The organism is Bacillus cereus, assembly GCF_002561295.1.
In the GTDB taxonomy this organism is placed as follows: Bacteria; Bacillota; Bacilli; order Bacillales; family Bacillaceae_G; genus Bacillus_A; species Bacillus_A cereus_S.
Window position 1 is genome coordinate 71654 of sequence record NZ_NTUG01000038.1, and the last position, 13181, is coordinate 84834.

Sequence of the window (13181 nt, forward strand, 5' to 3'; positions counted from 1 at the left end):
CCTTTAGCGAATCGTGTCTTGAAAAACGGTTAATTCATTTAGTATATCTTCATTAATATCAACGCCTAATCCAGGTTTTTCTGTTAGGCGAATAAAAGGTACGTCATAGGAAAGGTTCCCGACATCTTTCGTGAATTTTAATGGCCCTGTTAGTTCAACACTTGTAATGATTTTTTTAGAAAAGGCTACATGAAATCCCGCAGAAGATGCAACAGATGATTCGACCATAGAGCCAACTTGGCATTCAATTCCAGCCATTTCTGCTTGGTGCGCTAGTTTAACGGCAGGATGGATGCCACCACATTTCATTAATTTAATATTCACTTTGTCAGCGGCCTGCATCCCGATAATTTGGCGCATTTCACGTGAACCTTTTAATCCTTCGTCAATCATTAATGAAAGGTCTGTTTTAGAGCGAATATAAGCCATCGCATCAATGTCATCGGCTATGACAGGCTGTTCGATCCAATCAATGTTCAAATGTCCAAGCGAGCGTAGCGCTGTTAATGTATTCGCGCTGTTTCTCCAACCTTGATTGACGTCAACACGAATTGCGATATCATCTCCCACTCGTTCACGTACAGCTTCAATTCTTTTTACATCTTCTTTTACATTCGTACCAACTTTCATTTTGAAAGATTGGTAACCTTTCTTAATCATAGAGGCAGCTTCTTCTGCCATATCTTCCGGAGAATTGATACTTAAAACGTGAGTAATTGGAAATTCTTCATGGTAACGGCCGCCAATTAATTGGTATACAGGTTGATTTAATTTTTTGCCCATGATATCAAAGCAAGCAATATCAATCGCAGCTTTTGCAGTAGGAACACCGTAAATTGTATGATCCATCATATCGTGTAATTTCTCGATATTCATTGGGTTTTCCCCGATTAGAGCAGGAGCTAGTGTATGTTTTAAAGTATGGAAAGTACTTTCCCATGATTCACCTGTAACGTGATCATCAGCTACACTTTCACCGTAACCGACAATACCTTCATCTGTTTCGATTTTGACAATGATAGAAGGCATATCATAATAAGTGCCGTAGCTAATAATAAATGGATCTCGAAGTGGTAAACGAATTGCGTAAAGATGAATAGCTGTAATTTTCATTGGATAATCCCCTTCCTGTTTACAATGCTTTTGTACATTTGATATAGTTGACGTTAAATAGTCGTTAATTAATTATAAGGAGTTAGAGAGATGATGATAAAAATTGCAGTTGTCGGCTCAAAGGAGTTTATAGAGAATCTATTACCTATTGCTCATAAATTAGAAGAAATAGAAATTGATCCATATATTTACCTTCATCCGGCAGAATCTTCTGAACTATTAAGGCGTTTAAAACCTTGTGATGTTATCTTTTTCTCGGGTGCCCTACCTTATTATATGGCAAAAGAAATAAGAGAACAATTACCAATTCCAAGTGTATATTTGCAACAAGACGAGACAACTGTCGCATCTTCACTCCTTTCTATAGTATATCATCAAGGTATTCAACCTCATAAAATTTCAATTGATTTAGTGGATCGCTCGTTTATTACAAATGTGTTCCATGATATCGGCATAAAAGAAACTCCGCAAGTGATGGATTATGAAAATATGTTGTGGAGTAATGACGAAATTAAGAAAATCATTGATTTTCATTTGGCTAAATATCAATCAGGAGCGATTGATTTAGCTTTAACAAGTATTCACGCTGTCTATGATGAACTTCAAAGATTAGGTGTTCCTTCAGAGCGTATGATTGACCCGACGAAATCGATTATACAAGGGCTAACAGATGCAAAAATAAAAGCTGAGTTAGCAAAAAGCCATTCAGCTACTGTGGGTGCTTGTATTATATCCTGTATAGAGTTACAAGAAAGTTTGCTTGAACAATTAAATGTAATTTCAAAAGAATTACGTGGTTCATTTAAACAAGTTGATGAAAAGACATTTATTTTATATACAACTCGTGGTGATATTGAATCAATTATAAAAACAAATACGATAAATCGCTTATTTATGAATATAGAAGGAGCAATATCTATTGGATTTGGTTATGGAAAAACAGTAAACGAAGCGGAGCAAAATGCAAAAATCGCTCAAGGATTCGCAAAGAATAATCCGATAGAACGCTGCTTTTATATACTAACAAGTGATAAAGAATTATTTGGTCCGTTCCCGAAAGAACAGCGAGTACAAAGCTTGAAAAACGATAATCCTGAACTAATTAAAATAGCGAAAGAAACAAAGCTTAGTCCAGCAAACTTGTCAAAAATCATTCAATTTAGTCAATCGCATCCATCATTGAAATTTACAGCAGCTGATCTTTCTGAGTACTTACAAGTGACGAGACGATCGACAGAAAGGTTGTTAAAGAAATTAGTTGATTATGGGTATGCAAATATTTGCGGCGAGGAAATGCCCTATCAACAAGGGCGTCCTCGTGCAATATATGAACTGAATTTACCGATGTATTCGTTTCAAAAATTTTAAGCTTCTAGTTGAGCTGCTTGTTTTTTCAGTAGCTCTGCTTTTTCAATATCTGACAGCTTCGTAATCGTAAAGCCAGTTATACCATAAATGATTGAGATAATAGGAACGATGAAATTTAATATAGCATAAGGAGCATATTCAAATGCGCTTACTCCAAGCGTCGCGAGAATAAATACACCACATGTATTCCAAGGTACGAAAACAGAAGTTAATGTTCCACCATCTTCTAATGCTCTGGATAAGTTTTTAGAATGCAATCCTTTTTCTGTGTACGCATTTGCATACATTCTTGAAGGAACAACAATTGAAATATATTGTTCAGAGCAAGTAAGGTTTGTCGCAAAGCAAGAAGCGATAGTAGAAGCAATAAGCCCTTTTGATGATGTAGCTAATTTTAAAATTTGATTTACAATTGCACGAAGAATACCAGTATGTTCTAATACTCCGCCGAAGGTCATAGCGACAATTGTCATAGAAACTGTATTCATCATTGAATCTAAGCCACCGCGGTTAAATAGTTCGTCTACTAGTTTGTTTCCAGTGTCGATGACAAATCCATTTTGGAGTGCACCGACAGATGCTGAGACAGAATCACCTTGAATAAAAACTTGTGATAAGAATCCTAAAATGATACCTACGAGAATAGCTGGTATAGCAGGAACCTTTTTAGCAACTAATACCATAACGATTACAGGTATGATTAATAGGAAAGGCGAAATAACAAAGTTTTGTTGTAGTACTTGTAATGTTTGATCGATGCTTTTCGCATCAATATTATTAGCGCCAAAGCTTCTTCCTAAGAACGCATAAACGATAAGCGTAATAATTAAACCTGGGATTGTAGTAAATAACATATGACGAATATGCGTGAATAAATCTGTATTTGTTAATCCGGCGGCTAAGTTTGTTGTGTCTGAAAGCGGTGACATTTTATCGCCAAAATAAGAACCAGAAATAATGGCACCAGCAACCATTGGAGCTGGGATTCCCATACTTAGGCCAATTCCCATTCCAGCAACGCCGATTGTTCCCATTGTAGACCAAGAGCTACCGATCGCTAATGCAACGATAGAACAAATAACTGTAATTGAAACTAAAAATAGTGATGGAGTTAAAAGATTTAAACCGTAATAAATCATTGTTGCGACAATTCCACCGCCAATCCAAGCACCGATTGTTAAACCAACAAGGATAATGATAACGATAGCGGGTAATGCGAGGCGAATTCCTTTATACATTGCTTCTTCAATGTCGTTCCATTTGTAACCGTAACGCCAAGCAACGATAGAAGCAACGGTTGTACCGATAATAAGTGGAACGTGAGGACTTTGTTCTAATACAACAATTGTAACCATCATAACTGCAACTGTAATGATAATAGGGATTATCGCTACTGAAAAAGGTATTTCTTTTTTCATAAATTTCCTCCTCATGATGTTTGTTTTTATTTTTAGAATTGTCGCAAAATAGACGCTTATTAGGTTATAATAACTAAATATATGTGTAAGCGTCAACAAAAAACAGAAAATAGAGAATGTTTTACCTTGTGAATATCTTTATAACATGAGTTGAAATAGGGCATTACTAGCATTTAAAAATAAACAATTGACTTTTTTCTTAAAATTCAATATGTTCGTAAAAACATCTGTTTTTTCAGAAACATAATTAACTTTAATGGTTTGTAATTTGGGAAGGAGAATGAAACGTTGAAAACATTAGAACTACAAGAGCGTGTAACAGAAATTTTTCAGCATTTACATGAAAATCCTGAAGTGAGCTGGGAGGAATACGAAACAACGGCTTATATTACTAATTTTCTAAAAGAAGAAGGAATTTCATATAAAACATTTGATGATTGCCCAGGCGTGATTGCTGAAGTTGGAAGTGGGAATCCAGTTATTGCGATTCGTGCTGATATGGATGCATTGTGGCAAGAAGTAGATGGAGAATTTAAAGCGAATCATTCATGTGGTCACGATGCTCATATGACAATTGTGATGGGGCTTATTTTACAATTGAAGAATATGAGATGGGAAAGTGGTACAGTTAGATTTATTTTTCAGCCAGCAGAAGAAAAAGGAAATGGTGCTTTAAAGATGGTAGAGAAGGGTGCGGTAGATGATGCTGACTTTTTATTTGGTGTTCATTTACGACCAATTGAAGAATTACCTTTAAAAAAAGCAGCGCCGTCTATTCGGCACGGAGCAGCGGGATTTTTAGAAGGTACGATACATGGGGATGATGCGCACGGTGCACGACCACATCAAGGTGTGAACGCGGTTGATGTTATTTCTATGATTAATATCGGATTAAAAAATATATGGCTACCGCCGCAAAAATCATACTCTGTTAAAATGACAAAATGCCACGCTGGTGGAGAGAATTTAAATATCATTCCAGGTAATGGTCAATTTGCTTTAGATGTAAGAGCAGAGAGTAATGAACTGTTAGAAGAGTTACAGAAAAAGATAGAACATGTGATTCAATCAACCGAATCAATGGGAACGAAAATTTCTTATGAATGGGTTGATTTTACACCTGGTGCTAATGTATCAGAAGAGGCGGAACAGCTTATGCGTAAAGGAATTCTTGAAACATATGGGGAGGAAGGTTGTGCAGCGCCGCTTTATACAACAGGCAGTGATGATTTTCATTACTATACGGTTAAAAGGCCTCACTTAAAAGCTGTTATGTTAGGTTTAGGAGCAAATTTAAAGCCAGGGTTACATCACCCTTATATGACATTTGATCACGCTTGTATAATGGATGGAGTAGAAATCATGAAGCAAACTGTGTTGAATGCTTTAAAATAATATTGTTTTTATTTGTTAGAGGGCAGAATTCCGATAGAGAGAAATACAGTCTAATTCAAATAGTTCTCGTTATTTTTAGTGGGAAGTCCTTTGAATATTTCCTTTACTTTAGTAGACCATCCCTATCTTAATGACGAGTTAGGGATGGTCTACTTTGTGAGAGCTAGCCACTAGCTGATGAAACCTATACTTTCTTCTTAAGAATTTCTTATCTTAATCCAATGGTCTGATGTGGGAAAGGATATGTTCCCAAGAATGATAGGGCCTTTTGCACCTGTAGCATTTGGTACGTTACTTGTGTTACCGTGGTAGGTTTCATTTGCAAGGAGAGCAAACGCTATAGCTTCTTTAGCCTCCGAAGAGTATCCTAGCTCTTCTTGAGTATAAACTTGAATTGACTCCCCAAGTAGGGATTGAATCATTTTCAGTAAAGTTTTATTATAGCTGCCCCCGCCTCCAATAATGACTTCATCGATTTTAACTTGTGGAAAGATAAATTTGCGATAGTTCTCTACAATAGATTGCGCTGTAAACATTGTTACAGTCGCTACTATATCGTGGCTTGGAAGGTTATTAAACTTATTTAATAGTTTTTCAACATATTGCTTTCCAAACAATTCTCTGCCTGTTGTTTTTGGCGGAGGGCTCATAATATAGGGGTGATTTATACAGTATGATAAGAGGTGTTCATTTACTTTCCCCTGTTTAGCTAAATTACCACCTTCATCGTATCCTATGTTAAACAATTGTTGACATACTTCATCAATAATCATATTTCCAGGTCCTGTATCAAAAGCGTACATGTCATCTAGTGAGGCTTGCTTAGGTAAAACAGTTACATTTCCAATACCTCCGATGTTTTGTAACAATCTTCCCTTCGTTTCACTCCGGTAAAGAACATATTCAGTATAAGGTACCAAAGGAGCGCCCTGTCCACCGGCCGCTATATCCATAGTACGGAAATTAGATATTACGGTTGTATTTGTTTCGTAAGCAATTACCGAAGATTCTCCAATTTGCAGAGTTGAGGGAACCAAGTTATGTTCTTGCAAGGGCTGATGGTAAATCGTTTGTCCATGGGATCCTATAAGATCCAACTGTTCTAAAGGAAATCTAGCTTTTTTGCAAACTTCCTTTGTAGCATCTGCAAATAATTTTCCAAGTTTAAAGTTTAAACTACAAATTAGCTGCACATTAGATGTATCTACAGATAATGACTGTATAATTTCTTCTTTAACATCTTTTGGAAAAGGATGAGTTATAAAATCAATCATTTCTAACTCGGTGTTTAATTTACTATTATTCACGCGTATAAGTGCAGCATCAATACCATCTAATGATGTTCCAGACATTAACCCAACAATGTACATGATCATAACACCTACTTTACATAGATTTTTGTAATTCTTGTTAAGGAACAATGTTCATTCTTATAAAAACTTGTAAGCGCTAACAATCAACTATTATACTCGCTAATTTTCTAATTGTGTACATTTTCGGTATTTTATTTTAAAAATGTTTATAGTTATTGAAATTTATTTTTAGTGATGTTATAGTTTCGTTAAAGAAAGCGATTTCAAAAGCGTTTAAATTACGAATGATAGAAGGATGATTTATATGCTAGAGAATTTAACAACGGAAGGTCGTAATGAAAAGACTAGATTTTTAGATGAAATGAAGACGCTTAATTTATTGGAGGTGATGAATGAAGAAGATATGAAAGTTGCTTACTGTGTTCAAAAAGAACTTCCTCAAATTGCAAAAGCTGTAGAGATGATCGTTGCGGCGATGAAAAGCGGCGGTAGATTAATCTATATGGGTGCGGGCACAAGTGGGCGCATTGGATTGTTGGATGCTGTAGAATGTCCACCAACGTTTAATACTGATCCTAGTAAAGTAGTAGGTTTAATCGCGGGTGGAGAAAGTGCATTTATTAAGGCAGTTGAGGGAGCGGAGGATAGTCTTACGTTAGGTCGTCAAGATCTAGAGAAAATCCAATTAACGAGTAGCGATGTTGTAGTAGGCATTGCGGCTAGTGGACGTACGCCTTATGTTATTGCAGGTTTAAATTATGCAAATCAACTTGGGGCAGGCACAGTAGCGATAAGTTGCAATAAGGAATCAGAGATTGGAAAAATTGCTGCAATTGCCATTGAGGTTGTAAATGGACCTGAAGTACTTACGGGATCTACTCGCTTAAAAGCTGGAACAGCCCAAAAATTAGTATGTAACATGCTTTCAACAGCTTCAATGGTTGGGATTGGAAAAGTTTATGGGAATTTAATGGTCGATTTACAGTTAACAAATGAAAAGTTGGTAGAACGTGCAAAACGTATTATTATGGATGCCACTGAATGCAGCTATGAAGTAGCAGAAAAATATTTAGTAAAAGCAAATAATCAACCTAAGGTTGCCATTGTTATGATTTTAACAAATATTTCTTATGAAGAAGCTGTAGAACGCTTAAACGCAGCAGAAGGATTTGTAAGAAAATCGATTTAAAGCTTCTAAATAAAATATTATGAGGGGGAGTAAAAATGAAAGTATTATTTGTATGTTCAGGTGGAATGTCGAGTGCGATTGTTGTAAATGCGTTGAAAAAAGAGGGAGAAAAACATGCTCAAAATTTAGAGGTATTAGCTGTTGGTACGCAAGAATTTGATTCAGAGGTTCGAAACGGCTGGGATGTTGCTATGGTTGCCCCACAAGTAAAACATAGATTTGATGGTTTCAAAGCTTCTGCAGATGAAGCTGGAGTCCCATGCTTAATGATTCCTGCTCAATCGTATAGCCCTCTTGGTGGACCGTCTCTATTAAAATTAATTAATGAAATAAAATAATCAAATGAAAGTTTTCATTTATTCTGCTATTCATGGGTAGAAAGACTCTCACTTCAAGAATCAGGGAGAAACGAGGAAGAGAGGTGGGAGATTAACTGCCCGTGAAATCCTAATTAGTGCGAACTAACCATCATTGGGGATGAGAAAAAATAAATGATGGAAGTTTCACTTTATTCGTTTGTGAATCATAAAAACATAATCTAGCAAGAAGTCTTAACTACTAATCAATCTAAAGGGGAAAATACAAATGAACAAATTTGTAGCTTTTTTAGAAAATAATTTATCGACACCTATGGCTAAATTGTCTGAGCAGAAACATTTACGTGCAATACGTGATGGTGTAGTTTCTGCTTTGCCATTCATCATCTTTGGGAGTATATTTCTTATCATTGCTTTCCCACCCGTAGCAGCAGATTCTACAATAGGTCAATGGGCGGCAAAACACATCGCAGAGATTTTAATACCTTATCGATTAACGATGTTTATTATGACCCTATATATTACTTTCGGAATTGGTCATAGTCTGTGTCAAAGCTATAAGTTAGACCCTCTATCAGGAGGATTACTATCGGTAGCTGCCTTCCTATTCACAATAGGCGTACAAATGGTGAAAGATATCGGTTTTGTATTGCCAATGACAAATCTTGGTGGGCATGGGCTCTTTGTAGCAATGATTGTTTCTATATTCTCGGTTGAAATTATACGTTTATGTAAGACTAAAAACTTTACAATAAAAATGCCAGATTCTGTTCCAACATCCGTATCTCGTTCATTTGAAGCGTTAATACCAGTTACAATTGTACTTTTTATTATGACGTTAATTACAGTAGTTGCAGGTATTGATCTACATTCACTTGTTGATAAAGCTGTTGCACCACTGATTAAAGCAGGGGATACATTACCAGGCGTATTAATTCCAGTCTTTTTAATCACATTTTTCTGGTCATTCGGTATTCATGGTGTATCAGTTGTAGGTGCTGTTGCTCGTCCAGTTTGGGAAGTTTACTTAGCTAATAACTCAGCGGCAGTTGCCGCTGGTGAGACAATTCCTCACGTAGCTCCTGAAACATTCTTCCAATGGTTTATTTGGATTGGTGGATCTGGTGCAACATTAGGATTAGTAATTGCGATGTTATTAACAGCAAGATCTACTTATAGTAAGACGATGGCGAGAGCAACAATTGTTCCAAGTATATTTAACATCAATGAACCTGTTATTTTTGGGATGCCAATTGTGCTAAACCCAGTTTTAATTATTCCATTTGTCGTGACACCATTAATTGGTGCAACAATTGCGTATGTCGCGACATCAATCGGGTTAGTAAATCCGACATATGTAATGGTTCCATGGACATTACCAGCTCCAATAGGTGCCTACCTTTCAACGGGTGGTGACTGGAGAGCTATTATTCTTGTGTTAGTTAATATTACGATTTCAGTTCTTGTTTATCTACCATTCTTTAAAATGTATGATCAAAAGCTGTTAGCACAAGAAAATCCAACAGAAACAAAAGAGGGCACAAACGTAGCCTTATAAAGTGAAACTTTAATCAGTGGGGGTTTTCTCCATCCCCACTGATTATTAGTTGAACCAATCGGGCTTTTACGGACGGTTCATCTCCCACCTAACTTCTTTGCTTTCGCTGAATTTTGAAGTGGGAGTGTTACTGTCCGTTAATGCGGGATAAAAATATATGAGAGGAGGTTTGGGACGAATTGCTCCAAACTTCCTTTCATATAAAAGAGAGAAGGGAGATAAAAATGAATTCAACATCCAGAATTCACTTTTTTAGTTACAAAAGTGCGTTTCTATTTTTTAGTTTTATTCTTGTTTTTAATCTTATCTTTAATCCTTTAATGAATGCAGTTGGAATAGAGAAACGATTGTCACTGTATCTAAATAATATCTTTGCAATTAGCGCAGGGTTAACTCTTGTTCTTATTTTTGTTGAAGGTAAGTTTAAAAACAAGAAACAGGCGTTAATGTTGTTCTTGTCTTTATTAGTAGCGAGTGCACTGATTTGTTACCCAATTGTCTATGCGTAAATGAAAAAAGTAAGTTACCTAAAATGAGGTGTTAGTAAAATGGAAAAGCAAAACGGAATAAAAATTGCCACAATTGGTGGTGGATCTAGTTACACACCAGAATTAGTTGAAGGCTTTATTAAACGTTATGATGAGTTGCCAGTTAGAGAACTTTGGTTAGTGGATATTGAAGCAGGAAGAGAAAAGCTTGAGATTGTAGGAGACTTAGCAAGAAGAATGGTAGAAAAAGCAGGGGTTCCTATGGAAGTTCATTTGACGCTAGATCGTCGTCAAGCTTTACAGGATGCTGATTTTGTGACAACGCAAATGAGAGTGGGTTTACTAGACGCCCGAATTAAAGATGAACGTATTCCTTTGCAACTAGGGTTAATTGGGCAAGAAACCAATGGTGCAGGAGGCTTATTTAAAGCGTTACGAACGATTCCCGTTCTGCTAGAAATCGCAGAAGAAATGCAAGAACTTTGTCCGAATGCATGGTTAATTAATTTTACAAATCCAGCTGGAATGGTAACAGAGGCCCTTCTTCGTTACAGCAAGCATAAAAAAGTAATCGGTGTATGTAATGTACCATTTAATATGCATATGTCTATTTCAAAAATGTTAGGTGTTGAAATGGAGAGGGTACACATTGATTTCGCTGGATTAAACCATATGGTATTCGGAATACACGTATATATTGATGATGAAGAAGTAACAGAGAAAGTGCTTGAAATGCTAGGAAATCCAGAGATACAAATGACAATGAAGAATATTGCCCCACTTCCTTGGAATCAAAGATTTTTGAAATCATTAGGTGTAGTACCTTGCCCGTATCATCGTTATTATTACAAAACAAAAGATATTTTAGATGAAGAATTAGAAGCATTTAAATCAGGGAAAACGCGTGCTGAAATTGTTAAAAAACTAGAAGAAGATTTGTTTGATTTGTATAAAGATGAAAAACTAGACATTAAGCCTCCACAATTAGAGAAGCGTGGTGGTGCATACTACAGTGATGCAGCATGTAATGTTATTTCTTCTATTTATAATGATAAAAGAGACATTCAAGTATTAAATATCCAAAATAAAGGTTCAATTAATGAGATTGATTATGATTCAGCGGTTGAAGTAAGTTGTATTGTGACAAAAAATGGACCGGTTCCGATGACAATGGGGAAATTGCCAGTTCAAGTTCAAGGATTAATTCAACAAATCAAATCATTTGAAAGAGTAGGTGCTGAGGCAGCAGTAACAGGTTCTTATGATAAGGCTTTATTAGCTTTAACGATTAATCCACTTATTCCAAGTGATGATTTGGCTGAAGCTGTATTACAGAAACTATTAGAAGCCCATAAAGAGTATTTACCTCATTTTTTTAGATGATTAGGAGAATCATAAATGTAATAGGAAAGACAAATTGAAACATGATATTTTCTGAAACGTAAATTCAGTTAGAGAATATTGGCCCATACTTTACTAAGATTTGGAGTGTTATGATATGTCAACGGAAATCAATAATAACGAAATGGAAATTTTTGAAATTATTTCTCATGGTGGAAATGCGAGAGGATTAGCCTATGAAGCATTAACAGCTGCCGAGGAATTTGACTTTGAAAGAGCAGCGGATCTTATTAATAAAGCTGCTGAAGAACTTAGCCTGGCTCATAAGACACAAACAAAGTTAATTCAGGCTGAATTGAACGGAGTCCCAAGTGAGAAAACATTGCTAATGATTCATGCTCAAGATCACTTAATGACAGCGATAAGCGAACAAAAATTGATTGAACATATGATTCGTATCATAAAAAAACTAGCACCACAACAATAATGGGAAATGTAGAAAGATAAAGGTGAGATGAAGATGAGAAAATTAGGTATTTCCATTTATCCAGAACATTCAACCGTAGAAAAAGATATGGAGTATATTGCACTTGCACATAAATATGGATTTAAGAAAATCTTTACTTGCTTGCTGTCAGTAGAAGGTGATAAAGAAAAAATTATGAGGGAATTTAAAGAAACAATTGCATTTGCAAACCAATTAGGTATGGAAGTAATGGTTGATATCTCTCCTCGTGTATTTGGAGATTTAGATATTTCCTATAATGATTTATCATTCTTTGCTGATTTAGGAGCGTACGGAATCCGTCTAGATATGGGCTTTACGGGAAATGAAGAGTCTATCATGACACATAATCCCTATAATTTAAAAATTGAAATTAATATGAGTAATGCAACGTGTTATTTAGATAATCTCATTGCTTATAAGCCTAATAAAGAGAATTTAGTAGGCTCACATAATTTCTACCCTCATCGTTATGCAGGGTTAAGTTATGCTCATTTTCTAAAATGCTGTGAGCAATTTAAACACCATAATATTCGCACGGCAGCATTTATTAGTTCGCACGCAGCGACTTATGGACCTTGGCCAGTAACAGAAGGTTTATGTACATTAGAAATGCATCGTGAATTGCCAATTGTAACGCAAGCCAAACATTTATTTGCAACTGGAGTAATCGATGATGTGATTATTGCTAATGCCTATGCATCAGAAGGGGAATTAGAAGCCCTAAGTACATTAAATAGTGAAATACTAACGTTTAATATAGAACTATATAACATGATTACAGACTTAGAGAAAAAGATTGTGCTAGAAGAATTTCATTTTTATCGTGGAGATGTTTCAGAATATCTTATTCGCTCGACTCAATCACGTGTAAAATATAAACGAGAAGAGTTTAAACCGACTTATACGCCTAATATTAGAAGAGGAGACATTTTAATTGAAAATGAGCTCTATGGACAATACAAAGGTGAATTGCAGATTGCGCTCCAAGATATGGAGAATTCGGGTAAAACGAATGTGGTTGGCCGGATAGTTGAAGAGGAAATCTTCCTTCTTGATCATCTAGATCCTTGGGAGAAATTCCAATTTTCGATTAAGTGATTTTATTGAGAAAAACCTCAAAGTAAGGGAAAGGGAAGGGACAGAACGTTCCTTTCCTTTTTATTTATCCCGCTA

At 35.9% G+C, this 13181-nt stretch carries 12 protein-coding genes; 9 read left to right on the plus strand and 3 right to left on the minus strand.

Going from position 1 to position 13181, the window contains the following annotated elements; translation table 11 throughout:
- Positions 1-3: 3 nt before the first annotated feature.
- Positions 4-1113, minus strand: a complete 1110-nt coding sequence (locus CN373_RS20675) for a mandelate racemase/muconate lactonizing enzyme family protein (protein ID WP_000704439.1) — start codon at positions 1111-1113, stop codon at positions 4-6.
- A gap of 90 nt (positions 1114-1203) precedes the next feature.
- Here CN373_RS20675 and CN373_RS20680 point away from each other — a divergent pair, with 90 nt between their 5' ends.
- Positions 1204-2481, plus strand: a complete 1278-nt coding sequence (locus CN373_RS20680) for a hypothetical protein (protein WP_000972793.1) — start codon at positions 1204-1206, stop codon at positions 2479-2481.
- On the opposite strand, the gene nhaC is transcribed toward CN373_RS20680, so the two are convergent.
- Positions 2478-3899 (minus strand): Na+/H+ antiporter NhaC, encoded by a 1422-nt coding sequence (gene nhaC, locus CN373_RS20685; RefSeq protein ID WP_000711551.1) that lies wholly within the window; start codon positions 3897-3899, stop codon positions 2478-2480. The two genes, CN373_RS20680 and nhaC, sit on opposite strands and share 4 nt — an antisense overlap.
- A gap of 288 nt (positions 3900-4187) precedes the next feature.
- Between nhaC and CN373_RS20690 the strand changes: the two genes are divergently transcribed.
- Entirely contained in the window at positions 4188-5294 is a 1107-nt protein-coding gene (locus tag CN373_RS20690) for a M20 peptidase aminoacylase family protein (protein ID WP_000853548.1), read from the plus strand.
- 197 nt (positions 5295-5491) lie between these two features.
- Here CN373_RS20690 and anmK read toward each other — a convergent pair whose 3' ends face one another.
- Positions 5492-6664, minus strand: coding sequence for an anhydro-N-acetylmuramic acid kinase AnmK (anmK, locus tag CN373_RS20695; protein ID WP_098360074.1), 1173 nt, complete (start codon positions 6662-6664; stop codon positions 5492-5494).
- A gap of 238 nt (positions 6665-6902) precedes the next feature.
- On the opposite strand from anmK, the gene murQ reads away from it, so the two are divergent.
- The 7 genes from murQ (at position 6903) to CN373_RS20735 (ending at position 13106) form a co-directional block, all read left to right on the plus strand.
- Positions 6903-7796, plus strand: coding sequence for an N-acetylmuramic acid 6-phosphate etherase (gene murQ, locus CN373_RS20700; protein WP_002055605.1), 894 nt, complete (start codon positions 6903-6905; stop codon positions 7794-7796).
- Between the two features lie 35 nt (positions 7797-7831).
- Positions 7832-8134: a PTS sugar transporter subunit IIB gene (locus tag CN373_RS20705; protein WP_000865912.1), complete on the plus strand. Its 303-nt coding sequence runs from the start codon at positions 7832-7834 to the stop codon at positions 8132-8134.
- Between the two features lie 247 nt (positions 8135-8381).
- Entirely contained in the window at positions 8382-9671 is a 1290-nt protein-coding gene (locus CN373_RS20710; RefSeq protein ID WP_001032259.1) for a PTS sugar transporter subunit IIC, read from the plus strand.
- A gap of 224 nt (positions 9672-9895) precedes the next feature.
- Positions 9896-10180, plus strand: a complete 285-nt coding sequence (locus CN373_RS20720) for a hypothetical protein (protein WP_033664919.1) — start codon at positions 9896-9898, stop codon at positions 10178-10180.
- A 39-nt stretch (positions 10181-10219) separates the two neighbouring features.
- On the plus strand, positions 10220-11542 hold the full coding sequence (locus tag CN373_RS20725) for a 6-phospho-beta-glucosidase (protein ID WP_098360075.1): 1323 nt from the start codon (positions 10220-10222) through the stop codon (positions 11540-11542).
- Between the two features lie 115 nt (positions 11543-11657).
- Positions 11658-11987 carry a PTS lactose/cellobiose transporter subunit IIA gene (locus CN373_RS20730; protein WP_000102496.1) on the plus strand — a complete coding sequence of 110 codons (330 nt, stop codon included), beginning with the start codon at positions 11658-11660 and terminating at the stop codon, positions 11985-11987.
- Positions 11988-12020: 33 nt separating this feature from the next.
- Positions 12021-13106, plus strand: coding sequence for a DUF871 domain-containing protein (locus CN373_RS20735; RefSeq protein WP_098360076.1), 1086 nt, complete (start codon positions 12021-12023; stop codon positions 13104-13106).
- Positions 13107-13181: the final 75 nt, after the last annotated feature.